Source organism: Microbacterium sp., assembly GCF_044340635.1.
In the GTDB taxonomy this organism is placed as follows: Bacteria; Actinomycetota; Actinomycetes; order Actinomycetales; family Microbacteriaceae; genus Microbacterium.
On the sequence record NZ_JBIITF010000014.1, the window covers coordinates 48,033 to 74,617 of the forward strand.

The window sequence follows — 26,585 nt, forward strand, 5'->3', positions numbered from 1 at the left end:
CGAACATCCGAGTGACGCGTGCCGACGCGGAGGAGCATGAGCGCGGACGAAGAGGCAGCGGTCTTCCGTGCACCGATGCGCTCGCGGCGCTCGGACGCCGTCGAGGGTGCCGCGGTGGAGCGGGCGCTCACGCACGGGGTGTGCGGGCTCGGTGGGGTCCGCCTCGATCCTCCGCCTGCCACGCTCGCGGACGCCGTACGGCGGATCTCGGCGACCGGTGGCGATCGACTCGCCGCACGTCTCGCGCGGTTCGCGAACGCCCCGGACGGCGCGTTCGTGTGGACGATCGATCTGGACGGTCTTCTGTGGCTCGGGCGCCTGCATGGCGCGTGGTACTACGACCCGCGCTCGGCGGCTGCCGAAGTCGACCTCATCCATGTGCGCCCGTGCCGTTGGCTAGCCGCTCCCGTCGCCGAACACCGCGTTCCCGCCGGTGTGCGCGCCACCTTCGCCCGCGGGGGAAAGAACTGGCAGCGCATCCGGTCCGCCGCCGTGTTTGACGCGAGCACCCGACTCTGGGAAGAGGGCTCCCGGTCGGAGCAGTGAGCCGGAACGCGGGGAAGACTGCTGCGGGACGTCAGACTCGCGCGACGGAGTCCCACCACAGCGCTGCCTCGGCGCGCTTGCGGGGTTCGCGTTCGGCCGCGGCATCGACGATCTGTCGGCGCGCCGACCAGACCCGGTCGAGCACCGCGGCGCCGGCGCCATCAGCGTCAGCGAGTGGTGCGACGCCGTCCTGACCCCAGTGCCCCAGTACGCCGAGCTGCTTGATGCGGGTGTAGTCGTCGGCGACGAGTCCGACGATCGGCACGCCCGCCGGAGCGGCGAAAACGGCGGGGTGGTACCGGCCGGTGATCAGCAGCGCCGAGGACCGTGCGAGCCGGGCCGCGGCGCGCGGGTCGCCGGTGGGGATCACCCGCGATGGCGCGGTCATCCGGGCCCGCACCTCATGGTGCAGGACGGCGTCCCCGCGAGCGGGAGACGCGGGGTCCAGTGGGCCGAAATGCGCGTGGAACGCGACCTGCTCGCCGGTCAGTTCGGCCGCCCGATCGACCAGCCGGGCAATGCGGGCGACGGTCTCGTCACGCGGGGCGCCGCCGAGGCTGAGCGAGAGACTGACGAGCACTCCGGATCGCGGGGCCGCGGCATCCGCGTCTTCGTTCGATCGCGGATCGCGGTCGCCCAGGAACGACGCATCGTCGACACCGAGGCGCGCCTCGACGCCGAGTTCCCGCGCCAGAGCGAGTGAGGTCGTCTCCCGCACCCCGACGAGGCGAGCGTTCTGCAGGGCGCGAGTTAGCAGCTTCCGGTCGTGCGCGACGAGGTCCGGACCGAATGTCTGGCCGGTGACGACCACGGGCCGCCCGAGTTCGCCGGCGATCGCGGCGAGGGTCACCCGCTCGTAGATGTGCACCGGCCAGCGCGAGGCGAGGTTGCCGCCACCCGCGACGACGACCCCGTCGGTGTGGGCCATCGCCTCGATGACGGCCCGGGCGGGGTCGTCCGTCCCGAGGGACGACGGATGCTTCGCCGCAGCCACGACCTCGCGCATCCGGTCGTCCGCATCGTCGCGTGAGAGTCCCGTGAATCCGATGCGGGGGACCGCCTCGACCCCGTAGCGTTCGGCCGATTCGCCGGGCTCGGCGGAAACCGCGACGAGCTCGACACCGCGAGCACGCATCTCGTCGCGGAGAGCCTCGAACATCGCCTCGTCCCCGATGTGCATCATGCCGTCTGACACGCCGATATCGCCGATGGAGAGAAGCCGCACGAGCACCGGAGCCTAGCCTCCCGGGTCACGCAATGCCAACCGAACGCGATGTCACCGACGGGGGCTACGATCGGCATGCGGCGGGGTTCGGACGGACGTTCGCGCGCGCGAAGGAGACGACGATGGGCATCCAGACGGCCATGGACGCGGTGTATGCCGCGCCGGGAATCGTGGACGCCATCCGGCTTGCAGACGATGTCGCGTTCGAGGCCGGCCGCGACCCGGGGGTACGCACGCTTCGTCTGCTGGCGAAGGCCCTCGCGAGCGATGACGATGTCGCGGCGATCACGGCCGTGCACGCCCTGGCTGAGATGTACGACGAGCAGGCGGCACGGGCCCTCAGCGGTCTGCTGTCGGACGAGCGCGGTTTCGTCCGCGAACACGCCGCGTGGGCGCTCGGTGCGGGTCTGCCGCGCTTCGACGCGATCGGGCGTTTGCTCGGGATCGTCGCGGCGGGGGGCTTTTCGGGCATGCTCGCGCAGCGGACGCTCGAGAACTGGTCGATCACGATCGGCGAATCGCTCGCGGTGGCGATCGAGTCGGCTCTGCTGGGGATTCAGGATGCGCCGTCCCGCACGCGCCTCGTCGAGACTCTCGGCCTTGTGCGGGCACCTATCGCCGCACGGACGCTTCTCCGATGCGCCAGCGACGCGCACGAGGCGCGCACGGTGCGGATCGCGGCTGTGGCGGCGCTCGGCCAACGCGCCCACTCGCCTGAGGCCGCGTCGCTGCTCGATGGTCTGGCCGATGGAGAGGAAGAGCTGGCCGATGCCGCGCGCCTCGCCCTCGTCGACCTGGCCGCCGCGCGCACGGCGGTCGGACCTGTCCGAAACGGGTCCGCACCGGCACCCGGTCCGCTGACCGTGGCACAGCTTTTCCTGCACGCCGACATCGACCCGTCGCTCACCTCGGCGGGTGTCGGCGACAACGGTGGCATCGCGACGCTGCTCGTGCGCCTGGGTGATGCCCTCGTCGCGGATCCCTCGACGGGCGTCCAACGTGTCGTCACCCTGTCGCGTGGCCCCCGGGAGCGTGCCGTGATAGATCTCGGGGTCATCGGCATGGACCGCGACGGCCACGTCTACGGACGGGTTCCCCTGGCCGAACAGCCCGTGCCCTCGGCCGCGGCGTGGTCGATGCGCGTGCCCGCGCGCCGTGGCATCCGACGCATCCTGCGCGCCGCGGGCCGCATCGACGTGCTGCACCTGCGGATGGCGGATGTGGGCAGTCTCGCGGCCGCGGACGTCGCGCGCGAGCTCGGCATCCCCGTCGTGTTCACGGTCGCCCCCGACCCGCACGCGGTCATCCAGTCGATGGACCTCTCGGGCGCGCTGCACCGCTCGGACTTCGGCGAGATCGACATGCGCGAGCACTTCTGGTTCCGGGCGCGCCTGGTCCAGAGCCTGGCGTCGAACGCGGCACACACCGTGCTGTTCCCGCGGCCGCAGCTCGAAGAAGACATGCGCCAGCTCGTGGGCATCGATATCGCATCACATCCCGAGCGCCACACGATCGTGGCTGAGGGTGTGGACCTGGACGTCGTCGAACGCGCCGTTGCTGAGGTGCGATCGTGCGAAGCTTCGGACTGCCCGCCCGAGCTCGAGTCGCTGCGCACCCTGCTCGAAGAGCTTCCGGCCGATCGTCGCGGGCTCCCGTTGTTGGTCAGCGTGGGACGCCTGCACCGGGTGAAGGGCATGGCGACCCTCGTCGAGGCGTGGCACCAGGGTCCGCTGGCCGCCCGTGCGAACCTGCTCATCATCGGCGGTGAACTCGAACGCCCCTCTCTCGACGAGCGCGAGCAGATCGAGCGGATCGCTCAGATCGTTCCGGATCATGAGCGCGCCGCGCGCGGTCTCGTTCTTGCCGGGCACCGCTCCAACGACGTCGCTGCCCGCTGGCTTGCCGCCGTGCGCTTCGGAATGCCTGGCCTCGCCTCCGACGGCGGGGTCTACGTGTGCGCGAGCGTGAAGGAAGAGTTCGGCATCGCCCTGCTCGAGGCGATGGCGACCGGCTTGACCGTCGTCGCTCCTGACGGTGGCGGCCCCGCGACCTATGTGACTCGGGGTGACACCGGCGTGCTGACGCAGACGTGGGACGTCGACAGCCTCGCCGAGGCGATCGCGGAAGCCCTCGACCTCGCCGCTGAGCGAGACGAGTCCCGCTCAGCGCGGTCGCACGACATGGTGCGCGACCGCTTCACCATCCAGGCCATGGCTTCGGCGCTCGGGCCGGTCTACGGCGGCGTCGCGCGCGAAGAGGCCGAGCTGATCCGTGCCGCGGGGGTTCTCGGGTGACGCTGCTCGTCATCAGCCCGGACTACGCCTCGCACCTCCTTCCGCTCGCCACGCTGGCGACGCGGTGGCGCGACGCGGGGGAGCGGGTCGTTGTCGCGACGGGCCCGTCGACGACGGGGATCGTCGCGGACTTCGGGTTGCAGCGGATCGATCTGACCCTGGGCCGGGGCTCGAACCCCGGGGTGATCCGTGCTGAGGAGCAGCCGCGCGACGAGGGCGCTTCGCTGCGGGGGTTCTTCGACGCAACGCGTCGAGGCATGACGCAGACCCTGCGCTATCAGGCGCAGGAGCGGCTCACGGACTTGATGTGGGACCCCGTCGGGCGCGGTCGGCGCGTACTCGAGATCGTCGACCAGGTCCGTCCCGACGCGATCATCGTCGATCATCTGGCCTTTAGCGCCCGTATGGCGTTGCAGACCGCGGGTGTGCCCTACGGCGATGTCGTGCTGGGGCATCCGAGCGCCCTTCCCGTCGCTGGTGAGGTCTACGGATACCCGCCGTTCTGGCCCCGCGCTTTCGCTCCCTCCGCAACCGATCTGGCGGAGTTGCGCGAACTCTGCGACCGGGTGGCCGCAGGCTTCACGGGGGAGTGGAATCGTGCGGCCCGCGAGCTGGCCGGTGCGGCTGTCGACGTCGACGACGCCTTCGCGACCCACGGCGGCACCGTCCTGTACAACTATCCGGCCGAACTGGCCGCGATCGAGGGACGGATGCTGCCGCCGCACGCTTTTCTCGGGTCGACGCGCCGTGAAGAAGACGTTGCCCTCGACATCCTGGACTGGATCGATCGCGACGAACCCTATGTCTACGTGAGCTTCGGGAGTTTTCTCTCCGTGCGGGACGACGTGCTGGCACGCGTTGCGGAGGCGCTCCGCAGGCTCGGCGTGCGCGCCGCGATCGCGACGGGCGCGACCGCGCCCGAGGCTGTGGGCGACGTGCCGGACGGATGGCTCGTGCGCCCTCATCTGCCGCAGGTGCGGCTGCTGAAAGGCGCGGCAGTGGCGGTGAACCACGGGGGCAACAACTCGGTCACCGAGGCGCTCGGCAGTGGGGTGCCGATCCTCGTCCTGCCCTTCTCGACAGATCAGTTCGCCGGCGCCGCGACCATCGAGCGTGCACGGGTCGGTGTGGCGCTCGACCCGAACGCCGCGAGCGTCGAGGAACTGGCCGATGCGCTGCGCGCACTGCTGGGCGGGGACGGGGCGGAGGAATCTGACGTCGACCGGGGCCTGTTGCGCCGGATAGCCGATGGCCAGACCGCTCGGCCGGGCCCGGAGGTTGCCTACGAGGCGCTCGTGGGAACGCGCTCGCCCACGAGCGAGCGCATCGCTCCGGGGTCACCGGCCGCACCCCGGTAGCGTTCCATCAACGCGGCGTTCGCGTCGAAGTGTGCGCCGGCTCGAGTCTCGGCAACGTGGTGGAGCGCATAGACGCGACCCTCGTGGCGTTGGGGTGGGCTGCCGAGGAGGGTCTGGTGGGCGAGGTTCCACGCGGCATCCTCGTAGCCCCACCCGCGGAAGCGCTCGTCCTGACCCCCGTGTCGTTCCCACGTCCGCGGGGTCGTGACGTACACGCCCGAGCACGCGCCGCGGACGAGCTCGAACTCGCACTGTTCTGGATCCAGACCCGCGAGATACTGTGCTGTGCCGGTCGCGCCGAGCCAGTGATAAGCGGTGTAAGGCAGGTGTACGAGGCCGCTCGTCCCTGCGGCGTCGACCGCAGCCCGCAGAGCATCGGCCTCCGGCACGGTGTCTGCGTCGTTGATGATGACCACGTCATCGGGGTTCTCGCCGGCGATGCCCCGATTTCGGCACGCCGCGAGGACGAAGACGTCGTCTTCGGTGTCGATCGTGCGAACCGTGAACTCCGGGAACTCGCGGGCATACCAACTGGTGACGGCCTCGAAAGCGGTTACGCGCGAGGGCGCAGCGCGCCACGGGATGATGACGGAAACGGCAGACACGATGTTCAGCCTAAACGCGTACACGCGGGAGGAACGATGCACCTGCAAAGGCCGAGATTCGCCACACGCATCTCGTTCGGCCCCACGGCACCTCCGGGGTGTTCGCTATCCGGGCACAGGCACGCGCGGGCGAAGACGCTCCCGCGGCGCGCCGGGGAATCACAGTGTTGTGATTCCGTTATGCGATGGGCAATAATGGGCCCACAACCGAACAGCAGTCGCCGACACACGTGTCACAGGTCGTAGGGGAAGACGTACCTGAAGAAACGGAAGTGGAAATGGCGACATCATCGGCGCGCGGAGTGATCTATGTCCACTCCGCGCCGCGGGCGCTGTGCCCGCACCTGGAATGGGCTGTCGGGCGTGCGCTCGGCCGTGCCGTGAATTTCGAGTGGGACGAGCAGCCGGTACTTCCTGGCGCCCGTCGCGCCGAGTTCTACTGGGAAGGGCCCGTCGGAACCGGCGCGGCGCTCTCGTCCGCGATGCACGGGTGGGAGCACCTCCGCTTCGAGGTGACCGAAGACCCCACTCCGCGCTCGGACGGAGGTCGCTGGTTGCACACCCCCGACCTCGGTATCCATTACGCGCAAACCGACGCGGCCGGCAATGTCGTCATCGGTGAAGATCGCGTCCGCTATGCCATGGAGATCGCCGCGGGTGACGCTCGGGAACTCCAGCGCGAACTCGGCGTCGCGCTGGGCCAGGCGTGGGACGACGAACTCGAGATCTTCCGTCACGCGAGCGACCAGGCTCCCGTGGTGTGGCTCCACAAAGTCGGATAGCAGCGCCCCTACAATTCAGGCATTCCCACATTCGGACCGAACCCATCGTCCGCGCTCGCGCGTCCTGTTGGCTGGGTCAGGATGTGGAACCCCCTCTGGCCCCGCGGTCACTGAGCTTGTCGAAGTGACCTGTTGTGCGCCCTTCGACAGGCTCAGGGTGCGAGCCCGAAGCTCGGGGTGCGGAAGCAGCCCGCTCAGTTCGTTGAGAAAGCCACGACGGCATTGTGCCCGCCGAAGCCGAACGAGTTGCTGATCGCGAGCTGGTCGCCCGAGCCGAGGTCCTGCGGTGCGCCCGAGATCCGGAACGGCACTTCGGGGTCCTGCGTCGTCAGGTTGATGGTCGGCGGGGCCTGGCGCTGACCGATCGCGAGCACCGTGAAGATCGCCTCGAGCGCTCCGGTACCACCCAGCAAGTGGCCCGTGGATGCCTTGGTCGCTGAGACCGGGATCTCGTCCACTCGGGGCCCGAACACGGCCTTGAGGGCTTGGTACTCGTTGGGGTCGCCGACGGGGGTGGAGGTCGCGTGAGCATTGATGTGCGTGACATCATCCGGGGATGCTCCGGCCATCTCGAGTGCCATCGTGACCGCTCGAGCGGCACCGTGGCCCTCGGGGTCGTTCGCCGTGATGTGGTACGAATCCGCCGTGACGCCGCCGCCGACGACGTAGGCGTAGATCTTCGCGCCGCGAGCCTTGGCGTGCTCCTCGGTCTCGAGGATCAGCGCACCGGCGCCCTCGCCCATGACGAAGCCGTCGCGGTCGATGCTGCCCGGTCGCGATGCCGTCGCGGGGTCGTCGTTGCGGCGCGAGAGCGCCTGCATCGACGCGAACGACGCGACGGTGATCGGGTGGATGGCCGACTCGGTGCCGCCCGCGATGACGACGTCTGCGAGGCCGTCCTGCAGGTGCTCGACGGCGTTGACGATCGACTCGGTGCTCGACGCACAGGCGCTGGCGACCGTGCGGGCGAAAGCGCGCGCGCCGAAGTGGAGCGACAGGTTGCCGGCCGCGGCGTTGGGCATGAGCATCGGCACGGTCATCGGCATGACGCGGCGGGGTCCCTTTTCGCGCAGGGTGTCCCACGCGTCGAGGAGGGTCCAGACGCCGCCGATGCCGGTCGCGAAGTCGACACCCAGGCGCTCGGGGTCGACCTCGGGTGCCCCGGCGTCATCCCATGCCTCCATGGCGGCGACGAGGGCGAACTGCGAGGCCGGGTCGAGCCGCTTGGCGGTCGGTCGGGGCAGGACCTCTTCGGGACGCACGAGGGCCTCGGCGGCGAACGTGACGGGCAGCTCGTACTTCGCTACCCACTCGTGCTCGAGTGTGCGTGCACCGGACACTCCGGCGAGGAGTGCGGTCCAGCTGTCGGGGGCGGTGCCGCCGAGCGGTGATGAGGCACCGATCCCGGTGACGACGATGCGCTTGGTGGTCATGACACGAATCCTCAGGCGTTGCTGTCGCTCTCGGGGGCCAGTCGGCCCCCGAGAGGGTGGATCAGGACTGGTTCGACGTGATGAACGTCACGGCGTCGCCGACGGTCTTGAGGTTCTTGACCTCATCGTCGGGGATGGTGACGCCGAACTTCTCTTCTGCGTTGACGACGATCGTCATCATCGAGATCGAGTCGATGTCGAGGTCGTCGGTGAAGGACTTCTCGAGGGCGACGTCGTCGGCCGAGATTCCGGTCTCGTCGGTGATGAGCTCAGCGAGCCCGGCAAGCACCTCATCGGTGGAAAAGGCCATGGTGTCTCCTTGGTTCTGGATCTACAGGGGGTTCTGGAGTCGTGTCGGCGACCGCAAATCAGTCTAGGGCGGCGATCCGCCCGGTCACGGCAGCACCACGACCTGCGCGCCGAACACGAGGCCCGCGCCGAAGCCGATCTGCAGGGCGAGTCCGCCGCTGATCTCGGGGTGCTCCTGCAGCAGGCGGTGCGTTGCGAGCGGGATGGACGCTGCCGAGGTGTTCCCGGTCGTCTCGATGTCGCGGCCGATCACGACGGTATCGGGCAGTTTCAGCTGCTTGGCGAATTCATCGATGATGCGCATGTTCGCCTGGTGCGGCACGAAGGCGGACAGATCGGATGCCTCGACCCCGGCCGCTTCGAGCGCCTGGCGGGCGACCTTCACCATCTCCCACACGGCCCAGCGGAACACTGTGGGGCCCTCCTGGCGGAGCGTGGGCCACGCCGCGACGCCGTCGCGGAACTCGATCAGGGTGTGGTCCATGCCCACGGCGTCGGCTTTGGAGCCATCCGATCCCCAGATTGTGGGGCCGATGCCGGGGGTGTCGCTCGGACCCACGACGACCGCGCCCGCACCGTCGCCGAGCAGGAACGAGATGCTGCGGTCGGTCGGATCGACGACGTCGCTGAGCTTCTCGGCCCCGACGACGACGGCGTAGCGGGCGATGCCCGCCCGGATGGACGCATCCGCCTGAGCGACGCCGTACGAGAACCCGGCACACGCCGCGTTGAGGTCGTAGGCGGCCGCGGGGTTCGCGCCGACGCGGTCTGCGACGACAGCCGAGATCGACGGAGTCTGCTGCGGGTTGCTGATGGTCGCGACGATGACGAGGTCGATGTCTTCGGGTGCGACGCCGGAGGAGGCGATCGCCTCGGCGGCCGCGTCTGTCGCGAGGTCGAGAGCGCTCGTGCCGGCTTCGGCGCGCGTACGCGTGATGATGCCGGTGCGCTGGCGGATCCACTCGTCGCTCGAGTCGATCGGTCCGACGAGCGCGTTGTTGTCGACGAGCAGCTCGCCGCGTGCGGCACCGTACGCGTAGATGCGTGTGTGGGCCACTCCCGTGGTCTGGGTCAACGGTGCGGGCGAGATCATGCGATGTCCTTCGAGAGCAATTCAACGGCCGCATCGAGGTCGTCGGGCGTCTTGACCGCCACCGACGGGATGCCGCGGAGCCCGCGCTTGGCGAGCCCGGTCAGTGTACCGGCGGGGGTCAGTTCGACGAGGCCCGCGATGCCGGCATCCGAGAATCCGGTCATGCAGAGGTCCCAGCGGACGGGCGAGGCCACCTGACCGACGAGCAGGTCGATGGCCTTGCTGCCGGAGGTGACCACCGAGCCGTCGCTGTTGGTCCACAGAGTGAGGGTCGGGTCGCTCACCGTGACGGCGCCAGCGGCGGTGCGGAGCCGCTCGACCGCCGGTGCCATGTACGAGGTGTGGAAGGCTCCGGCAACCTGAAGGGGTATGACGCGCGCCCCGCGGGGAGCGTCCACGGCCAGCGCCTCGAGCGCGGCGGGTGCTCCCGCGGCAACGATCTGGCCACCGCCGTTGAAGTTGGCGGGGGTCAGCGCGAGTTCTTCCAGCCGGGTGAGGACGGCCGCCTCGTCACCGCCGACGATCGCGCTCATACCGGTCGGCTCGAGGGCCGCAGCATCCGCCATCGCGCGTCCCCGGATACCGACGAGCTTCATGCCTTCGTATGCCGAGATGACGCCGGCGATCACGAGTGCGGCGATTTCGCCGACCGAGTGGCCCGCGGTTCCGTCGGGCGCGGACGGCGTGCGCTGCTCGAGCGCAGACCACGCGAGCAGGCTCGCGGCGACGATCAGCGGCTGCGCGATGCGGGTGTCGCGGATGGTGTCGGCATCGGATTGGGTGCCGTGCAGGATCAGATCGACCTCCGCCGCGTCCGAGAAAACGCTCAGCAACTCGTGAGATCCCGGGAGTTCGAGCCACGGGGAGAGGAATCCAGGAGTTTGAGAGCCCTGACCCGGGCAGGCTACGACGATCACTCACCCAGTCTGTCAACTAGGACGGGGTCGGTCTTGGCGCGGTCCTACGAAGAAACGCCGGAACGTTTGTGCGTGGTTGACACCTGCGGCCGTCTGCGCGTGTCGGTCGCCGCGATCTGGCCCAGGATCAGGGCCGACTGAAGGATGAGTGCCTCGCGGGCACCCGTGGCGTCCCAGCCGATGACCTCGCTGACGCGCTTCAGGCGGTAGCGGACGGTGTTGGGGTGTACGAAGAGCTCGCGTGCGGTCGCCTCGAGCGAGCGACCGTTGTCGAGGTAGCTCCACAGGGTCGTGACGAGGTCAGGGGAGTGCGCCTGCAGGGGGCGATAGATCCGCTCGACCAGCGTCTGCTTGGCCAACGCATCGCCGGCAAGGGCGCGCTCGGGCAGCAGATCGTCGGCCTCGACGGGGCGGGGAGCATTCCGCCAGGCGCGCGCCACGGCGAAGCCCGCGAGGGCCGCACGGGCGCTCGCGCTCGCGTCGACCAGGGCCGGAACCGCGGGCCCCAGGACAAGGTGCCCCGGACCGAACCCGGGCTCGAGCCGCAGGGCGATCTCGGGGAAGGGCAGGTCGGGCGCCGGCTCTTCACCGCGGGCAACCGAGTCCGAGCGACCCATGACAAGCACGAGCCGTGAACCTTGCACGCCGATCAGTACGTCCACCCCGAGCTTGCGGGCGATGCGGCGCAGATGATCGACGTCGAACTGCGAGGGTGTCGTACCGACCAGCACGCAGACCTCGCCGTGTCCGTGCCACCCCAGGGCCGCGATGCGGCTCGGGAGTTCGGCATCGGCTTCGCCGGTGAGGATCGAATCGACGACGAGGGCCTCGAGCCGCGCGTCCCACAACCCGCGCGCTTCGGCCGCCCGGGCGTAGACATCCGCTGCCGCGAAGGCGACATCGCGCGAATACTTCAGGATCGCCTCGCGGATGCTTCCGCCCCGGCCGGTGACGCGTTCTTCCGTGACCTCGACCGTCACGCGGATGAGCTGCAGGGTCTGCTGCAGGCTGACGCTCCGCAGCAACTCGCGCGGGGCCGCGGCGAAGATGTCCGCCGCGATCCACGGGGTCGACTCAGGGTCTTCGTACCACTGGATGAAAGAGGTGATGCCCGCCTGAGCCACGAGGCCGACCGCGGACCGCCGCCCCGGCGGCATCTCGCGATACCAGGGCAGCGTGTCCTCCAGCCGGTTCAGCGTCGCCGTGGCGAGGTCGCCGGAGATGCGCCGCAGCCAGGTGAGGGTCGCCGCCTTGTCGTCGGCCACCGTCTTGGCGATCGCCGCTTCCTCGTCGGCGCCCGTGGTCCCCGGCACGCCGGTCAGCTCTCGCCGCCGGCGTTCCCGCTCGTTCCGGCGGTCACGTCGAACAGGCGGTACTTCTCGATCGCCTGGGCGACGAGCGACCGGTCGACGGCGCCCTGCTGCGCGAGTGCCTGCAGCGCTCGCACGACGATCGAGGGACCGTCGATCTTGAAGAAGCGTCGAGCGGCGGCACGCGTGTCCGAGAAGCCGAAGCCGTCGGCGCCGAGCGTGTAGAAGTCATGCTGCACCCAGGGCCGGATCTGGTCCTGAACGGCGTGCATGAAGTCGCTCACGGCGATGACGGGGCCGGGTGCCCCGGCGAGCTTCTCGGTGATGTAGGCCGTCTTCGGTTCTTCTTCCGGGTGCAGGAAGTTGTGCTCGTCGGCGGCCAGGCCGTCGCGGCGCAGCTCGGTCCACGACGTGACGGACCAGACATCCGCCGCCACACCCCAGTCGTCGCGCAGCAACTGCTGAGCTTCCTTGGCCCACGGCACACCGACGCCCGACGCGAGCAGCTGCGCGCGTGCGCCGTCGCCCTCACCGGTCGAGATGCGGTGGATGCCTCGGACGATCCCATCCACGTCGACACCCTCGGGCTCAGCGGGCTGCACGATGGGCTCGTTGTAGACCGTCAGGTAGTACATGACGTTCGGGTCGGGGTGCTGACCGCCGTACATGCGCTCGATGCCCGCGCGCACGATGTGCGCGATCTCGTAGCCGTAGGCAGGGTCGTACGAAACCGTCGCGGGGTTCGTCGAGGCGAGCAGGTGCGAGTGTCCGTCGGCGTGCTGCAGGCCCTCACCGGTCAGCGTGGTGCGTCCGGCGGTGGCGCCGACGACGAATCCGCGGGCCATCTGGTCGCCCGCCGCCCACTGGGCGTCGCCCGTGCGCTGGAAGCCGAACATCGAGTAGAAGACGTAGACCGGGATAAGCGGCTCGCCGTGGGTCGAGTACGACGTGCCGACACCCGTGAACGCCGCGAGCGCGCCGGCCTCGTTGATGCCGACGTGCAGGATCTGTCCCTGCGGGCTCTCCTTGTAGGCCAGGAGCAGCTCGCGGTCGACCGACGTGTAGTGCTGGCCGTTCGGGTTGTAGATCTTCGCGGTCGGGAAGAACGCGTCCATGCCGAACGTGCGCGCCTCGTCGGGGATGATCGGCACGATGCGGTGGCCGAAGTCCTTCGAGCGCAACAGGTCCTTCAGCAGGCGGACGAACGCCATGGTCGTGGCGACTTCCTGCGTGCCCGAGCCCTTCTTGGGCATCGTGTACGCCGAGTCATCCGGGAGAGTGAGGCCGACGTGGGTCGTGCGGCGCTCGGGCAGGAATCCGCCGAGGTGGCGGCGACGCTCGAGCAGGTACTGGATCGTCTCGTCCTGCGCGCCCGGGTTGTAGTAGGGGGGCAGGTACGGGTTCTCTTCGAGCTGACCATCCGAAATCGGGATGTGCATCTCGTCGCGGAAGTGCTTGAGGTCCTCGAGCGTCATCTTCTTCATCTGGTGCGTGGCGTTACGCCCCTCGAAGTGCTTGCCGAGGCCGTAGCCCTTGATCGTCTTGGCGATGATCACGGTGGGCTGACCCTTGTGCTCAACGGCCGCCTTGTACGCGGCGTAGACCTTGCGGTAGTCGTGTCCGCCGCGCTTGAGGCCCCAGATCTTCTCGTCGGAGTAATCCTTGACCAACGCGAGCGCGCGCTCGTCGCGACCGAAGAAGTTCTCGCGAACGTACGCACCGTTCTCGGTCTTGTAGGTCTGGTAGTCACCGTCAGGGGTGACGTTCATCAGGTTCAGGAGCGCGCCATCGGTGTCGCGCGAGAGCAGGTCGTCCCACTCGCGACCCCAGACGACCTTGATGACGTTCCAGCCGGCGCCGCGGAAGAAGCTCTCGAGCTCCTGGATGATCTTGCCGTTACCGCGCACGGGGCCGTCGAGGCGCTGGAGGTTGGCGTTGATCACGAAGGTCAGGTTGTCGAGGCCTTCGTTCGCCGCGACCTGCAGCTGACCGCGGCTTTCGACCTCGTCCATCTCGCCGTCGCCGAGGAACGCCCACACGTGGCCATCCGAGACATCCTTGATGCCACGATTGGTCAGGTACTTGTTCGTCATCGCCTGGTAGATCGCGTTGATCGGGCCGAGCCCCATCGACACGGTCGGGAACTGCCAGAACTCCGGCATCAGACGCGGGTGCGGGTACGACGGGATGCCGTTGGGCGCCGCGGACTTCTCCTGGCGGAAGCCGTCGAGCTGGGCCTCGGTCAGGCGGCCCTCGAGGAAGGCGCGCGCGTAGGTGCCGGGCGAGGCGTGACCCTGGATGAAGATCTGGTCGCCGCCCGAGGGGTGGTCGTGCCCGCGGAAGAAGTGGTTGAACCCGACTTCGTAGAGCGCTGCCGACGAGGCGTAAGTGGAGATGTGCCCGCCAACGCCGATCCCGGGGCGCTGAGCGCGGTGCACGGTGACGGCGGCGTTCCAGCGGATCCAGGCGCGGTAGCGGCGCTCGATCTCTTCGTCACCGGGGAACTCGGGCTCGTTCTCGGGCGCGATGGTGTTGATGTAGTCGGTGGTCGGCACCATCGGAACGCCGAGGTGCAGCTCGTGCGACTTCTTCAGAAGGCTGAGCATCACCTCGCGTCCGCGGCCGTGGCCCTTCGCGTCGACGAGCTGCTGCAGGGATTCCTGCCACTCGGAAGTCTCTTCCGGGTCGCTGTCTGCGGCGTTCTGCGAGTAGGGATCCTGGTCGTGAACAGTCACACGTGACCTCTCTTCGAGCCGGCAGATCGTGCCGGGGGAGTCTTGGCAGCGGCGTCTCGGCTTGTGGGCCGGGCGGGAACGCACACCTCTCTCAGCCTAGTCAGTTCCGGGCATCCCGCGCCCGCTCGAGGGGACTCGATGCTGCGCGGTGCGAGGATGTCCGCATGACTCTCGAGATCGGCGACCAGGCTCCGGACTTCACGCTGTTGACGCAGGCGGGCGACGCCTTCACCTTGAGTGAGGCCTGGCGCGAGTCCCCGGTCGTGCTCGTGTTCTTCCCCCTCGCGTTCTCGGGGCGGTGTCAGGGCGAGCTGTGCGAGATCCGCGACAACATCGCGATATTCGAGGATGTCTCGGTGCGCGTCGTCGGCATCTCGGTCGACAGTCACCACGCGTTGCATGCCTGGGCCGAGCAGCAGGGATATGAATTCGACCTGGTGTCGGACTTCTGGCCGCATGGCGAGGTCGCGCGGGCGTACGAGGTGTTCCTGTCGGATCGCGGCGTCGCGACGCGGGCGAGCTTCTTGATCGACACGGACGGTGTCGTGCGGTGGTCGGTCGTGAACGACCCGACGAGCCCGCGGCCGTTGTCGGCCTACCGCGAGGCTCTCTCGGCTCTCGCCTGAGGTCGGTCGCGGGCGCGATCTTCTAGACTGGACCTGAGGGCCTTTAGCTCAGCTGGTAGAGCGCCACGTTTACACCGTGGATGTCGTCGGTTCGATCCCGGCAGGGCCCACCATTCTGTTTCACCGTCCCAGCTCGCCGTCCGCCAGGATGGGCCTATGTCTTCCGCTCACGCATCCGTCGCGACAGCAGCGATCGCGGTCGAGGGCCTCACCAAGCGGTACAAGAAGGTCGTCGCGGTCGACGACGTGTCGTTCCAGGTCGAGGCCGGGGGAGTCTTCGCGTTCCTCGGAACCAACGGCGCCGGCAAGTCGACGACGATCGGGTGCCTCACCACCGTCCTGCCTTTCGACGCGGGCCGCCTGATCGTGGCCGGGCGAGACATCCGTACCGACGGCGAAGCGATCCGCCGGAGCATCGGCGTCGTCTTCCAGGACTCCCTGCTCGACGATGCGCTCACGGCACGCGAGAACCTGCGCATCCGGGCGCGATTCTCGATGACGGATGCCTCGGCCATCAACGCCCGCATCGCCGAGCTGTCGGCACTCATCGAGCTGGACGAGTTTCTCGACCGTCGCTACGGAAAGCTCTCGGGCGGACAACGTCGCCGCGTCGACATTGCCCGGGCCCTGCTGCACGAACCCGCCATCCTGTTCCTCGACGAACCCACCGCGGGCCTCGACCCGGCCAGCCGCGCGGTCGTCTGGTCGACGATCCACGAACTGGGGGAGAGGTCCGGCCTGACCGTCTTCCTGACCACGCACTACATGGAAGAGACCGAAGAGGCCGATCGGGTCTGCATCATCGACGCCGGCCGGATCATCGCCGAGGGCTCGCCCGCCGAGCTGCGCGCGCAGCACAGCCGCAGCATCCTCACCGTCACGACGCGCGACCGCGCGGGCCTGCTGGCACTCGCCCTGACATCGGGAGCGGTCGCCACGGGTGAGGGCGACGTCCTCTCTATCGCCGTGCCCGACGCGGGCCTGGCCCGGAGCATCTTGGCCATCCATGGTGACGACGTGGTCGACTTCGAGTTCCGCCACGGCAGCATGGACGACGTCTTCCTCGCGTTGACCGGGCACGAAGGGGTCCAGAACTGATGGGCGTCGTCCGCACGATCATCGGCCGGAACCTGCGCCTATTCTTTCGCGACCGCCTCAACGTCTTCTTCTCGCTGCTGTCGGCGATCATCCTCTTCGCGCTCTACACGCTCTTCCTCGGCAATCTGCAGACGACAGGCCTGCAGGAGTCGTTCCCCGACGCGACGACCGCCGAGATCAAGGCGTTCGTCGACTCGTGGATGTTCGCGGGCATCGTCGGGATGACGTCGATCACAACGGGTCTGGGTGCGTTGGGAGTTTTGGTGGAGGATGCCGCATCCAGCCGATTCCGCGACTTCCTCGTCTCGCCGATCCGGCGCGGCCAGATCGTCGCCGGTTATCTGTTTGCGGCCCTGGCCGTCGCTCTGCTGATGACGCTCATCGTGCTCGTCATCAGCCTGATCTACCTCTGGCTGGTCGACGGAGTCGTGCTGCCGCCGCTCTCGGTGTTCCGGATCGTCGGATGGGTCGCCCTGTCCGGAGCCGCCTTCACCGCCCTCTCGGCCTTCGTCGTGTCGTTCCTGTCGTCGAACAACGCGTTCTCGGCGATGTCCACGATCGTCGGCACGATCCTGGGATTCGTCGCGGGCGCCTACATCCCGGTCGGATCCCTGCCGGAGGCCGTGCGAGAGGTCATCAACGCGCTGCCGTTCGCGCAGTCGTCGATGGTGCTGCGCCGCGAATTCACCCAGGGCCCGCTCGACACACTGTCGGGCGGGCTGCCCGAGGCATCCGAGTCGATCGCGCTCTTCTACGGGATCGACCTGACGGTGGGGGACTGGACCGTCAAGGCCCCGTTCGTCGCCGCGATCCTCGCCGCGATGGTCGTGGTGTTCTTCGCTCTCGCGTCGGCGCGGATCCGGGCCCGCATCGTCTGAGACGGATGCCGCGGGCCCTGCCGCCGCGCTGGTGCCGCCGTTCGGTCTACCCATGCGGGCCGTCCGCACGACGGAATCTGCGACGCGCCGGGCCCGAGGCATCCTGTCCCGCGTGTTGGATTCTGATCGTGCGGACGGCCCGTGCCATCCCCGTTCGCTCACCCGCCGAATTGTGCGGTCCGCACGATGGAATACACGACGCGCCGGGCCCGAGGCATCCTGAACGGCGTGTTCGGACGTGCGTCGTGCGGACTGCACGGTCGCGTGCGTCCGCCACTGCCGGCCCGACCGCCGAAGGCTAAGCGCCCGCCGGGATAGGCTGGACGGGTGAATGCGAGCCCGACAGACCAGCGTCGATTGCTGGAGATCGCCGAGCTCGACGCGCAGCTCCGCGCGTCAAATGCCCTGCGCCAGAATCCCCCCCAAGCCCCGCGTGTGAAAGAACTCCTCGCCGCGCGCCAAGCCCTCTCGCACGAGTTGTCGCGCCGGCAGGGTGCGCGCGACGACCTGCAGCTCGAGATCTCGCGCGTCGAATCCGACGTGAAGGTCGTCGAGGCGCGCCGCAAGCGCGACGAAGACCTGCTGCAGAAGGTCTCGAACCCGAAGGATGCCGCGGGTCTCGAGCACGAACTCGCCTCGCTGGCGCGTCGCCAGGGCGACCTCGAGGATGCCGAGCTCGAGCTGATGGAGAAACTCGAGCAGATCGAGGCATCCGTCGCCGAGCAGGAGCGCCTCGTCGCAGAGACGAACGAAGAGGGCATGCGTCTGTCGAACGAGGCGAAGGCCGTCGTCGCCGATGCGGCCGCCCGCACCGAGCACCTGACCCGCGATCGTGCGGCCGTCGTCGGGATGGTGCCGCCGGAACTTCTGGCCCTGTACGAGAGGCTGACCGCCCGCAGCGACGGCGCGGCTCTGCTGCGTGCCCGAACCTGCGGCGGATGCCACATGGTGCTCTCGGGCACCGACCTACAGGTCATCCGGGGGAAGGCCGACGACGAGATCGTGAACTGCCCTGAGTGCGGCTGCATCCTCGTGCGTACGAACGAATCGGGCCTGTGAGCTCGTCCCGATGAGCGGGGCTCTGTGGGATGACCCGATCGCGCCGCCGGCCGCGCCCGACCTGATCGTCGAGGCTGACGGCGGATCGCGCGGCAACCCGGGCATCGCCGCGGGGGGAGCTGTCGTCCTCGACGCGACGACCGGCGAAGTGCTCGTCGAACTCGGTGTCTATGTGGGCATGGCGAGCAACAACGTGGCCGAGTACCGGGGCATGATCGAGGGTTTGCGTGCCGCATTCGAGCGAGACCCGGCATCCGTTCGCGTGCGTCTCGACTCCAAGCTCGTGGTCGAGCAGATGACCGGACGCTGGAAGATCAAGCACCCCGACATGCAGGCCTTGGCCCGCGAGGCACGTGAACTCATCGCCGGTCGGCAGGTGAGCTTCGAGTGGATACCGCGGGCGCAGAACGCGAGAGCGGATGCAGCGGCCAACGCATCCATGGACCGCCGCGAGAGCTTCCGCCGCGACCTCAGGGCCTGAGCAGGCGTGCTTGACTGGCGCGGGGCTTCGAGGCATCCGCGGCTAGACTTGCGGCGCGAGTGGGTCGGCTGGACGGTCGCGTCACGAGGGTTTTCTTTCGTGCCGAGGAACGTCCGGGCTCCACAGGGCAGGGCGGTGGGTAACACCCACCCGGAGTGATCCGCGAGACAGTGCCACAGAAAACAGACCGCCGGGGGAGACCCCGGTAAGGGTGAAACGGTGGTGTAAGAGACCACCAGGGACCGCGGTGACGCGGTCTGCTCGGTAAACCTCGCCCGGAGCAAGGTCAGACAGAGGATGTTGACGCGGCCCGCTGAGTCCTCGGGTAGACCGCTAGAACGGCACGGCAACGTGTCGTCGAGAGAGATGACCGTCCACGGGGCTCAGGCCCCCGGACAGAACCCGGCGTACAGGCCGACCCATTCGCCCTCTCTCCTTCGTCGAGTGCACGGTTTCGTCGCGAGTGCACGGCTTCGAGCGCGCGCCTACCCCATGCACTCGTACCCAACCCGTGCATTCGCGGATTCGACGGTGGGGAATGGCGCCGAAACCGCTGCTTAGCCCCGAGTGCGCCGCTCCTCAACGGCGAATAACGGGCGGATTCGGCAGCAACCGGCGGTCTCGCCGCCACCCACCTCGCCGAATGCACGACTTGTGCTCGAGTGCACGACTTATGACGCCCGCGTAAGTCGCGCACTCGCGCGCGACCCGTGCACTCGCGTAAGAGACCGAAGCGTCAGTCGCCCGCGAGGGCCGCCGCGCCGATGATTCCCGAGCTGTTGCGGTGCACGGCGGGAAGGATCGGCGTGCGCAGCTTCAGCATCGGAAGGAAGCGCTCCGGATGCTTCGACACGCCCCCGCCGACGACGAACAGGTCGGGCGAGAACAAGAACTCCACGTGGTCGTAGAAGAGCTGCAGGCGCTTGGTCCAGTCCTCCCACGTGAGGTCTTCGCGCTCCATCGCCGAGTACGCCGCGTACTTCTCGATCGACTCGCCCTCATACCACAGGTGCCCCAACTCGGTGTTGGGGATGAGGGTGCCGTTGTAGATGAAGGCCGAGCCGATGCCGGTGCCGAGCGTCGTGAGGATCGTCAACCCGTCGTGGCCCTTGGCTGCGCCGTAGCGGACCTCGGCGACACCCGCGGCATCCGCATCGTTCACGAACTGGATGTCGCGTCCGAGTCCTTTCTCGAAGAACTTCTCGGCCTCGAAATCGACCCACTTCTTGGAGACATTGGCGGCCGAGAGCGTGCGACCCTTCTTGACGATCGCGGGGAAGGCCACGCCGAGGGGCACCGTCTTGTCGACGCCGCCCAGCTTGTCGAGAACCTCGTTCACGGCGGCGAGGACATCATCCGGTGCCGCACCCTTCGGGGTGTTGACGCGGATGCGGTCGCTCAGCAACACCCCGCGCTTCAGATCGACGATGCCGGCCTTGATGCCGGTCCCCCCGATGTCGACACCGACAGCACGGTCAACGCTTTTTGCCATGCGAATGAGCTTACCGATGGCGATGCGCCGATCCTGTCCGCGGACCGCGGTGCGCCACGACCGGAGCCCCGCGGTCAGTAGGATCGACACGGAACGCAGATCGAGGGAGAACCGGTGTCCGAGAGCGAACAGAAGTACTGGTACAACCTGACGACCGGTGAGGTCGAGAAGGGGTTCGAATCGCCCGCGATCGACCGCGCCGGCCCGTTCGACACCGCGGAAGAAGCGGCCAACGCGCCGCAGGTCATCAAGGACCGCGCGCGAGCGTGGGCCGACGACGACGCCCGTGATGCCTCGTGGGGCGCTCCCGCGTCCGGCGCCGGCGAAGACCCCCAGTAGGCTGGGCAAGCAGCGGAGCTGCGGAGGGAACCATGGACAAGCAGCGTGATTTCGTCTTGCGGACGATCGAAGAGCGGGGCGTCAAGTTCGTCCGCCTCTGGTTCACCGATGTGATCGGGACGCTCAAGTCCGTCGCGATCGCCCCGGCCGAGGTCGAAGGAGCCTTCGCGGAGGGTCTCGGGTTCGACGGTTCGGCGATCGAGGGTCTGACGCGAAGCTTCGAATCCGACCTGCTCGCGCATCCGGATCCCGCGACGTTCCAGATCCTCCCGTGGCGTGGTGAGATCGATCCGACCGCGCGCATGTTCTGCGACATCACGACCCCGGACGGCCAGCCCGCCGTGGCCGATCCGCGGCACGTCCTCAAGCGCACCCTGGCGCGCGCCGCCGACCGCGGGTTCACGTTCTACACACACCCCGAGATCGAGTTCTACCTGCTCAAGTCGTCGTCTTACGGTCCCGACGGCCCCGAGCCCGTCGACTCCGCCGGGTACTTCGACAACGTCCCGGGCGGCACGGCGCACGACTTCCGTCGTCGTTCGGTTCGGATGCTCGAGGACCTCGGTATCTCCGTGGAGTTCAGTCATCACGAGGGTGGACCGGGCCAGAACGAGATCGACCTGCGCTACGCCGACGCCCTGGCGACGGCCGACAACATCATGACGTTCCGCACGGTGATCAAAGAGGTCGCGATCGAGCAGGGCGTGTATGCGACGTTCATGCCCAAGCCCCTCGGGGGCAAGCCCGGCAGCGGCATGCACACGCACATGTCACTGTTCGAGGGCGACCAGAACGCCTTCTACGAAGAGGGTGCCGAGTACCAGCTGTCCAAGGTCGGCCGGCAGTTCATCGCCGGCCTGCTGCACCACTCGAGCGAGATCGCCGCTGTCACGAACCAGTTCGTCAACTCGTACAAGCGCCTGTGGGGCGGTGACGAAGCCCCGAGCTTCATCACCTGGGGCCACAACAATCGGTCGGCGCTCGTTCGTGTGCCGCTCTACAAGCCGAACAAGAGCCAGTCGTCACGCGTCGAATACCGTGCGCTGGACTCCGCAGCCAACCCCTACCTCGCCTACGCGCTCATGCTCGCGGCCGGGCTGAAGGGTATCGAGGAGGAGTACGAACTCCCGCCGGAGGCCGAAGACAATGTCTGGTCGCTGAGCGATGCCGAGCGCCGCGCGCTGGGCTACAAGCCGCTGCCCGCAAGCCTCGACCACGCCCTCCAGGCGATGGAAGAGAGCGAGCTGGTTGCCGAGACTCTGGGCGAGCAGGTCTTCACCTACGTGCTGAAGAACAAGCGTCGGGAATGGCAGGAGTATCGTTCGCAGGTCACGCCCTTCGAGCTGAAGAGCAACCTCGAGATGCTCTGACGGGAGCACACGCTCCCATGTCTCCGGAACGATTTCAGTCCCGCACGCAACTCGCCCGAATCGGCTTCACCGAGCTTGATGAGGCCGAGCGCGGCCTCGACGAACTCGAAGAGCTGACGGGGCTCGCGCGTGGTTCGTGGATAAGTGAGGCCTCTTCCGCAGGTGACCCGGATGCCGCCGTACGGGGCCTCGTCGCGGTCGCCCGACGGAACGCGATCCCGGTGCGGGAAGTCCTCGAAAGCGCATCCGCGCATCGTGCGGTGTGGGCGCTGCTCGGCGCGAGCGAGGGCTTCGCCTCCTTCTACCTGCGTCATCCGGATGAGCTGAGGGACTTGCTCGAGCCGCGCGGTCTGCTCGCCTCGGCCGACGAGCTGCGCAACGAGATGCTGGAGTCCGTGGGCGCGGTCGACGGCTTCGCTGAGAAGAACGCGGATGGCTGGATCGCCCTCCGCGTCTGCTACCGCCGACTCGTCGCCCGGATCGCCGTCTATGACCTGCTCTCGCCCGATCCGCCGGGTGCGATCCGTGAGGTGTCGGCGGCGTTGGCGGATGTCGCGGCCGCGGCACTCGAGGCATCCCTCGCCGTCGCACGCACGCGCATCTCGGCGACCGGTACCGGGCCCGGCGGACTGTTTCCGCGCGAGGATGTCGCGCAGACGCGTCTGTCCATCATCGGGATGGGAAAGGCGGGGGCACGTGAGTTGAACTACGTCTCCGACGTCGACGTGATCTTCGTCGGAGGGGGCAGCGACGAACTGGCAGAGCGCGCCAGCGAGAGCCGCGTGCTCGATATCGCCACGCGCCTCGCCGTGCAGACCATGCGGGGCATCGAAGAGGCCGAGATCGAGCCGCCGCTGTGGGAGGTGGACCCGAATCTCCGACCCGAGGGCAAGCAGGGTGCGCTCGTCCGAAGCCTCGATTCGCATATCTCGTACTATCAGCGCTGGGCCAAGAGCTGGGAGTTCCAGGCTCTTCTCAAGGCGCGTCCTCTCGCGGGCGATGCCGAGCTCGGGCGCGATTATGTCGAGGCCGTGCAGCCGAAAGTATGGACGAGCGCCGCGCGAGAGAACTTCGTGGACTCGGTGCAGCGCATGCGCGAGCGGGTCACCGAGCACATCCCCGCGGAAGACGTGCCGTACCAGCTGAAGCTCGGCCCCGGGGGTATCCGCGATGTCGAGTTCACCGTGCAACTCTTGCAACTCGTTCATGGACTGACGGATGACTCGATCCGTCAACGAGGCACCCTGGCGGCGCTCGATGCACTCGTCTCGGGCGGGTACATCGGTCGTGTCGATGCATCCGCGTTCGCGCAGGACTATCGGGTGCTGCGGTTGCTCGAACACCGACTGCAGCTGTGGCGGCTGTCGCGCACACACCTCATGCCCCGGACGCCCGAGGGTCTGCGCACTCTCGCTCGGGCATCCGGCCTCGCCGAAACGGCGGACGGCGTGCGGGAAGTCTGGGAGAAGATCAAGCGCGAGGTCCGAGACATCCATGTCCGCCTCTTCTACCGACCGTTGTTGTCGGCGGTCGCAGCCCTTCCCGAAGACGGTCGCGTGCTCTCGACGGCCCAGGCGCACGACAGACTCGCGGCTATCGGATTCCGCGACCCGGCCGGGGCCCTGCGAACCATCGGCAGCCTCACGAGCGGTATCAGCCGCAAGGCGACCATCCAGCGTCACCTGATGCCCGTCATGATCCGTTGGTTCGCCGACGGCGTCGACCCGGACTACGGGCTCCTCGCGTTCCGGCGGGTCAGCGAGCGTCTCGGCGACACCCCGTGGTTTCTGCGGATGCTGCGCGATTCGTCCGGGGCCGCCGAACGGCTCACGCGCGTGCTGTCGGGGTCGCGCTACATCGGTGAGCTGATGGAGTGGATTCCCGAGTCCGTCGCGTGGCTGGACGACGACGAGCCCCTGCGTCCCCGCTCGGGCCTGGCGCTTCAGGAGGAGGCGCGGGCGATCCAGACGCGCCACAAGACCATCGACGACGCCATGCGGGCCGTGCGCGCTCTCCGCCGACGGGAACTCCTTCGCACCGCGATGGCGGCCGTGCTGGGCGTGCTCACGATCGAGCAGCTGGCGGCAAGCCTCACGACCATCACCGACGTGACCCTGCAGGCGACGCTCCGTGCCGTGCGTCGTGAGGTCGTGCCGCCGGAGGATGCGTCGCTGGACTTCGCCATCATCGCGATGGGCCGGTTCGGGGGAGCGGAGCTCGGGTTCGGATCGGATGCGGACGTTCTTTACGTCTATCGTCCCGAGAAGGTGGATCCCGAACGCGCGCATCAGCTATCGCTGAAGATCGTCGCGGAACTGCGGCGGGTGTCGGAGGACTTCCGGGCGCCGTTGGATCTGGATGCGGACCTCCGCCCCGAGGGACGGACGGGCCCGCTCGTGCGCTCGCTGAGCTCCTACGCCGAGTACTACTCGCGCTGGTCGCTGTCTTGGGAGGCGCAGGCGCTCTTACGTGCGCGGGGCGTCGCTGGTTCGGTCAAGCTCATCCGTGCCTTCATGGAGCTGGCCGACCGTCTGCGGTACCCCGAGCATCCGGACCCTCAGGGAGTGCGCGAGATCAAGCGCATCAAGGCGCGCGTCGAGACGGAGCGCCTGCCGAAAGGCGTCGACCGCACGCGGCACCTCAAGCTCGGTCCCGGCACGCTCAGCGATGTGGAATGGCTCGTGCAGATCACGCAGCTCTGTTACGCGCACGAGCACCCCGAGCTGCGCACGACGTCGACCCTCGGCGCGCTGGACGCGGCGGTAGCAGCGGGACTGATCCCGCAGGCGTCCGCGGTGCGCTTGGCCGAGTCGTGGCACCTCTCGACGCGCCTCCGTTCGGCGAACACGCTGCTGTCGGGACAGACGAGCGACGTGCTGCCGACCGACCGGCGACAGCTCGACGGCATCGGTCGCATCCTCGACTACCCGCCACGCTCGGCGACGCAGGTCGAAGAGGACTACTTCGGCACGGCTCGGCGTGCCCGTCGGGTGTTCGAGAAGCTCTTCTACGGCTAATCAATCCGGCTGGCCGACCGCACGCTGCGGCGCCTGGCCGGCCGCACAGGCCACCACCACAACGGAAAGGGCCCCGGGAAGATCCCGGGGCCCTTTCAGCGTTCGTCGGCGTCAGACGCCGAAGTACAGCTCGTACTCGAACGGGTGCGGGCGTGCCGCGATCGGCTTGATCTCGTTCTCGATCTTGTACTCGATCCAGGTCTCGATCAGCTCGGGCGTGAACACGCCACCCGCGAGCAGGAAGTCCTGGTCGGCACGAAGCGCCTCGAGCGAGTCCAGCAGCGAGTTCGGAACCTGCGGGATGTTCTTGGCCTCCTCGGGGGGAAGCTCGTACAGGTCCTTGTCGACGGGCTCGTGCGGCTCGATGCGGTTCTTGATTCCGTCGAGGCCGGCCATCATCTGTGCCGCGAAGGCGAGATACGGGTTGCCCGAGGCATCCGGTGCGCGGAACTCGATGCGCTTGGCCTTGGGGTTCGATCCCGTGATCGGGATACGGATCGCCGCCGAGCGGTTACCGGCCGAGTAGACCAGGTTGACCGGGGCCTCGTAGCCCTTGACCAGACGCTTGTACGAGTTGATCGTCGGGTTGGTGAAAGCGAGCACGGCGGGCGCGTGCGCCAGCAGACCACCGATGTACCAACGAGCGATGTCGGACAGGCCGCCGTAGCCGTTCTCGTCGTAGAACAGGGGCTTGCCCTCGAGCCACAGCGACTGGTGCGTGTGCATGCCGGAACCGTTGTCACCAAAGAGCGGCTTGGGCATGAAGGTCGCGACCTTGCCCCACTGCTCAGAGGTGTTCTTGACGATGTACTTGAACTTCAGGATGTCGTCCGCCGAGTGCACCATGGTGTCGAAGCGGTAGTTGATCTCCTGCTGTCCACCGGTACCGACCTCGTGGTGCGAGCGCTCGAGGATGAAACCGGCCTCGATGAGCTTGAGCGTGATGTCGTCGCGCAGGTCGGCCGTCTTGTCGACGGGGCTGACCGGGAAGTATCCGCCCTTGTACGGGGTCTTGTTGGCGAGGTTGCCGCCCTCTTCGGCGCGACCCGTGTTCCAGGCGCCCTCTTCGGAGTCGACGCTGTAGAAGCTGGAGTTCTGCTTCACTTCGTAACGCACGTCGTCGAAGATGTAGAACTCGGCCTCGGGGGCGAAGAACGCGGTGTCGGCGATGCCGGTCGAGGCGAGGTACTTCTCGGCCTTCTTGGCAACCTGACGCGGGTCCTTGTGGTAGATCTCGCCCGTGCGCGGGTTGTAGATGTCGAAGATCATGATGAGCGTCTTCGCCTCGCGGAACTGGTCGAGGTACGCCGTCGACACATCCGGAATCAGCTGCATGTCCGACTCGTGGATGTTCGCGAAACCTCGGATCGAGGAGCCGTCGAACAGCTGACCGACGGTGAAGAACTCCTCGTCGACCGTGGAAGCGGGGATGTTGAAGTGCTGCTGGACACCAGGAAGATCCGTGAACCGGATGTCGAGGAACTTGACGTCCTCGTCCTTGATGAACTTCAACACCTCGGATGAGTCTTTGAACATTCTGGCTCCAGAGGTAGGGCATTCGGGAACTGCCGCCCGCGATGCGGGCCTCCCTGAAAGGTATCGTCGGGGCATTGCCCGA

Annotated in this window: 22 protein-coding genes, 1 tRNA gene and 1 other RNA gene; 14 read left to right on the forward strand and 10 right to left on the reverse strand. The window is 68.0% G+C overall.

What is annotated here, in order from left to right; translation table 11 throughout:
- The first annotated feature begins 36 nt into the window (after positions 1-36).
- Positions 37-546, forward strand: coding sequence for a GAF domain-containing protein (locus ACIQ0W_RS12350; RefSeq protein ID WP_396643049.1), 510 nt, complete (start codon positions 37-39; stop codon positions 544-546).
- A 31-nt stretch (positions 547-577) separates the two neighbouring features.
- Here ACIQ0W_RS12350 and ACIQ0W_RS12355 read toward each other — a convergent pair whose 3' ends face one another.
- Positions 578-1,771, reverse strand: coding sequence for a polysaccharide pyruvyl transferase family protein (locus ACIQ0W_RS12355; protein WP_396643050.1), 1,194 nt, complete (start codon positions 1,769-1,771; stop codon positions 578-580).
- Positions 1,772-1,803: 32 nt separating this feature from the next.
- On the opposite strand from ACIQ0W_RS12355, the gene ACIQ0W_RS12360 reads away from it, so the two are divergent.
- Positions 1,804-4,065, forward strand: a complete 2,262-nt coding sequence (locus ACIQ0W_RS12360; protein WP_396643051.1) for a glycosyltransferase — start codon at positions 1,804-1,806, stop codon at positions 4,063-4,065.
- Positions 4,062-5,423, forward strand: coding sequence for a nucleotide disphospho-sugar-binding domain-containing protein (locus ACIQ0W_RS12365; protein WP_396643053.1), 1,362 nt, complete (start codon positions 4,062-4,064; stop codon positions 5,421-5,423). The genes ACIQ0W_RS12360 and ACIQ0W_RS12365 overlap by 4 nt, the downstream gene beginning before the upstream one ends.
- On the opposite strand, the gene ACIQ0W_RS12370 is transcribed toward ACIQ0W_RS12365, so the two are convergent.
- Positions 5,348-6,028, reverse strand: coding sequence for a glycosyltransferase family 2 protein (locus tag ACIQ0W_RS12370; protein ID WP_100813161.1), 681 nt, complete (start codon positions 6,026-6,028; stop codon positions 5,348-5,350). The two genes, ACIQ0W_RS12365 and ACIQ0W_RS12370, sit on opposite strands and share 76 nt — an antisense overlap.
- Before the next feature lie 278 nt (positions 6,029-6,306).
- On the opposite strand from ACIQ0W_RS12370, the gene ACIQ0W_RS12375 reads away from it, so the two are divergent.
- Positions 6,307-6,810: a DUF3145 domain-containing protein gene (locus tag ACIQ0W_RS12375; RefSeq protein ID WP_304690349.1), complete on the forward strand. Its 504-nt coding sequence runs from the start codon at positions 6,307-6,309 to the stop codon at positions 6,808-6,810.
- Between the two features lie 194 nt (positions 6,811-7,004).
- Here the strand turns inward: ACIQ0W_RS12375 and ACIQ0W_RS12380 are convergent, their stop codons facing one another.
- The 6 genes from ACIQ0W_RS12380 to aceE form a co-directional block, all read right to left on the reverse strand.
- The gene (locus ACIQ0W_RS12380; protein ID WP_396643054.1) at positions 7,005-8,243 is read right to left on the reverse strand and encodes a beta-ketoacyl-[acyl-carrier-protein] synthase family protein; all 1,239 of its coding nucleotides are present in this window, start codon (positions 8,241-8,243) and stop codon (positions 7,005-7,007) included.
- A 61-nt stretch (positions 8,244-8,304) separates the two neighbouring features.
- The gene (locus ACIQ0W_RS12385) at positions 8,305-8,553 is read right to left on the reverse strand and encodes an acyl carrier protein (RefSeq protein WP_036297167.1); all 249 of its coding nucleotides are present in this window, start codon (positions 8,551-8,553) and stop codon (positions 8,305-8,307) included.
- Between the two features lie 84 nt (positions 8,554-8,637).
- Positions 8,638-9,645, reverse strand: a complete 1,008-nt coding sequence (locus ACIQ0W_RS12390; RefSeq protein WP_396643055.1) for a beta-ketoacyl-ACP synthase III — start codon at positions 9,643-9,645, stop codon at positions 8,638-8,640.
- The gene (locus ACIQ0W_RS12395) at positions 9,642-10,562 is read right to left on the reverse strand and encodes an ACP S-malonyltransferase (protein ID WP_396643056.1); all 921 of its coding nucleotides are present in this window, start codon (positions 10,560-10,562) and stop codon (positions 9,642-9,644) included. Before ACIQ0W_RS12395 ends, ACIQ0W_RS12390 begins: the two co-directional genes overlap by 4 nt.
- Positions 10,563-10,606: 44 nt before the next feature.
- On the reverse strand, positions 10,607-11,875 hold the full coding sequence (locus ACIQ0W_RS12400) for a PucR family transcriptional regulator (RefSeq protein WP_396643057.1): 1,269 nt from the start codon (positions 11,873-11,875) through the stop codon (positions 10,607-10,609).
- 5 nt (positions 11,876-11,880) lie between these two features.
- Entirely contained in the window at positions 11,881-14,607 is a 2,727-nt protein-coding gene (gene aceE / locus ACIQ0W_RS12405) for a pyruvate dehydrogenase (acetyl-transferring), homodimeric type (protein ID WP_396643058.1), read from the reverse strand.
- Positions 14,608-14,771: 164 nt separating this feature from the next.
- On the opposite strand from aceE, the gene ACIQ0W_RS12410 reads away from it, so the two are divergent.
- From ACIQ0W_RS12410 to rnpB, 7 genes are all read left to right on the forward strand, one after another.
- A complete protein-coding gene (locus tag ACIQ0W_RS12410) occupies positions 14,772-15,233 on the forward strand; it encodes a peroxiredoxin (RefSeq protein WP_396643059.1) in 462 nt (153 codons plus the stop codon).
- A 37-nt stretch (positions 15,234-15,270) separates the two neighbouring features.
- A tRNA-Val gene (locus ACIQ0W_RS12415) sits at positions 15,271-15,346 on the forward strand.
- A 43-nt stretch (positions 15,347-15,389) separates the two neighbouring features.
- A complete protein-coding gene (locus ACIQ0W_RS12420; RefSeq protein ID WP_396643060.1) occupies positions 15,390-16,331 on the forward strand; it encodes an ATP-binding cassette domain-containing protein in 942 nt (313 codons plus the stop codon).
- Entirely contained in the window at positions 16,331-17,209 is an 879-nt protein-coding gene (locus ACIQ0W_RS12425; protein WP_396643061.1) for an ABC transporter permease, read from the forward strand. Before ACIQ0W_RS12420 ends, ACIQ0W_RS12425 begins: the two co-directional genes overlap by 1 nt.
- A 327-nt stretch (positions 17,210-17,536) precedes the next feature.
- Positions 17,537-18,268, forward strand: coding sequence for a zinc ribbon domain-containing protein (locus tag ACIQ0W_RS12430; protein WP_396643063.1), 732 nt, complete (start codon positions 17,537-17,539; stop codon positions 18,266-18,268).
- Positions 18,269-18,278: 10 nt separating this feature from the next.
- Positions 18,279-18,749, forward strand: a complete 471-nt coding sequence (locus ACIQ0W_RS12435) for a reverse transcriptase-like protein (protein WP_396643064.1) — start codon at positions 18,279-18,281, stop codon at positions 18,747-18,749.
- A 60-nt stretch (positions 18,750-18,809) separates the two neighbouring features.
- An RNA gene (gene rnpB, locus ACIQ0W_RS12440) (RNase P RNA component class A) lies at positions 18,810-19,175 on the forward strand.
- 310 nt (positions 19,176-19,485) lie between these two features.
- Here the strand turns inward: rnpB and ppgK are convergent.
- Positions 19,486-20,241: a polyphosphate--glucose phosphotransferase gene (gene ppgK / locus ACIQ0W_RS12445; RefSeq protein ID WP_396643065.1), complete on the reverse strand. Its 756-nt coding sequence runs from the start codon at positions 20,239-20,241 to the stop codon at positions 19,486-19,488.
- A 114-nt stretch (positions 20,242-20,355) separates the two neighbouring features.
- On the opposite strand from ppgK, the gene ACIQ0W_RS12450 reads away from it, so the two are divergent.
- The 3 genes from ACIQ0W_RS12450 to ACIQ0W_RS12460 are packed head-to-tail and all read left to right on the forward strand — an operon-like array spanning position 20,356 to position 24,967.
- Positions 20,356-20,580, forward strand: coding sequence for an SPOR domain-containing protein (locus tag ACIQ0W_RS12450; RefSeq protein WP_396643066.1), 225 nt, complete (start codon positions 20,356-20,358; stop codon positions 20,578-20,580).
- Positions 20,581-20,612: 32 nt separating this feature from the next.
- The gene (locus ACIQ0W_RS12455) at positions 20,613-21,950 is read left to right on the forward strand and encodes a glutamine synthetase family protein (protein ID WP_396643067.1); all 1,338 of its coding nucleotides are present in this window, start codon (positions 20,613-20,615) and stop codon (positions 21,948-21,950) included.
- Positions 21,951-21,967: 17 nt separating this feature from the next.
- Positions 21,968-24,967 carry a bifunctional [glutamine synthetase] adenylyltransferase/[glutamine synthetase]-adenylyl-L-tyrosine phosphorylase gene (locus ACIQ0W_RS12460; protein WP_396643068.1) on the forward strand — a complete coding sequence of 1,000 codons (3,000 nt, stop codon included), beginning with the start codon at positions 21,968-21,970 and terminating at the stop codon, positions 24,965-24,967.
- 111 nt (positions 24,968-25,078) lie between these two features.
- Here ACIQ0W_RS12460 and glnA read toward each other — a convergent pair whose 3' ends face one another.
- A complete protein-coding gene (gene glnA, locus ACIQ0W_RS12465; protein ID WP_396643069.1) occupies positions 25,079-26,503 on the reverse strand; it encodes a type I glutamate--ammonia ligase in 1,425 nt (474 codons plus the stop codon).
- Positions 26,504-26,585: the final 82 nt, after the last annotated feature.

Excerpts from the sequence above, each read along its gene's own strand:
- ACIQ0W_RS12350 (WP_396643049.1), top strand. The coding sequence starts at position 37 with ATGAGCGCGGACGAAGAGGCAGCGGTCTTCCGTGCACCGATGCGCTCG.
- ACIQ0W_RS12360 (WP_396643051.1), top strand. The coding sequence starts at position 1,804 with ATGCCAACCGAACGCGATGTCACCGACGGGGGCTACGATCGGCATGCG.
- ACIQ0W_RS12375 (WP_304690349.1), top strand. The coding sequence starts at position 6,307 with ATGGCGACATCATCGGCGCGCGGAGTGATCTATGTCCACTCCGCGCCG.
- ACIQ0W_RS12380 (WP_396643054.1), bottom strand. The coding sequence starts at position 8,243 with ATGACCACCAAGCGCATCGTCGTCACCGGGATCGGTGCCTCATCACCG.
- ACIQ0W_RS12385 (WP_036297167.1), bottom strand. The coding sequence starts at position 8,553 with ATGGCCTTTTCCACCGATGAGGTGCTTGCCGGGCTCGCTGAGCTCATC.
- ACIQ0W_RS12390 (WP_396643055.1), bottom strand. The coding sequence starts at position 9,645 with ATGATCTCGCCCGCACCGTTGACCCAGACCACGGGAGTGGCCCACACA.
- ACIQ0W_RS12410 (WP_396643059.1), top strand. The coding sequence starts at position 14,772 with ATGACTCTCGAGATCGGCGACCAGGCTCCGGACTTCACGCTGTTGACG.
- ACIQ0W_RS12420 (WP_396643060.1), top strand. The coding sequence starts at position 15,390 with ATGTCTTCCGCTCACGCATCCGTCGCGACAGCAGCGATCGCGGTCGAG.
- ACIQ0W_RS12425 (WP_396643061.1), top strand. The coding sequence starts at position 16,331 with ATGGGCGTCGTCCGCACGATCATCGGCCGGAACCTGCGCCTATTCTTT.
- ACIQ0W_RS12435 (WP_396643064.1), top strand. The coding sequence starts at position 18,279 with ATGAGCGGGGCTCTGTGGGATGACCCGATCGCGCCGCCGGCCGCGCCC.
- ppgK (WP_396643065.1), bottom strand. The coding sequence starts at position 20,241 with ATGGCAAAAAGCGTTGACCGTGCTGTCGGTGTCGACATCGGGGGGACC.
- ACIQ0W_RS12455 (WP_396643067.1), top strand. The coding sequence starts at position 20,613 with ATGGACAAGCAGCGTGATTTCGTCTTGCGGACGATCGAAGAGCGGGGC.
- ACIQ0W_RS12460 (WP_396643068.1), top strand. The coding sequence starts at position 21,968 with ATGTCTCCGGAACGATTTCAGTCCCGCACGCAACTCGCCCGAATCGGC.
- glnA (WP_396643069.1), bottom strand. The coding sequence starts at position 26,503 with ATGTTCAAAGACTCATCCGAGGTGTTGAAGTTCATCAAGGACGAGGAC.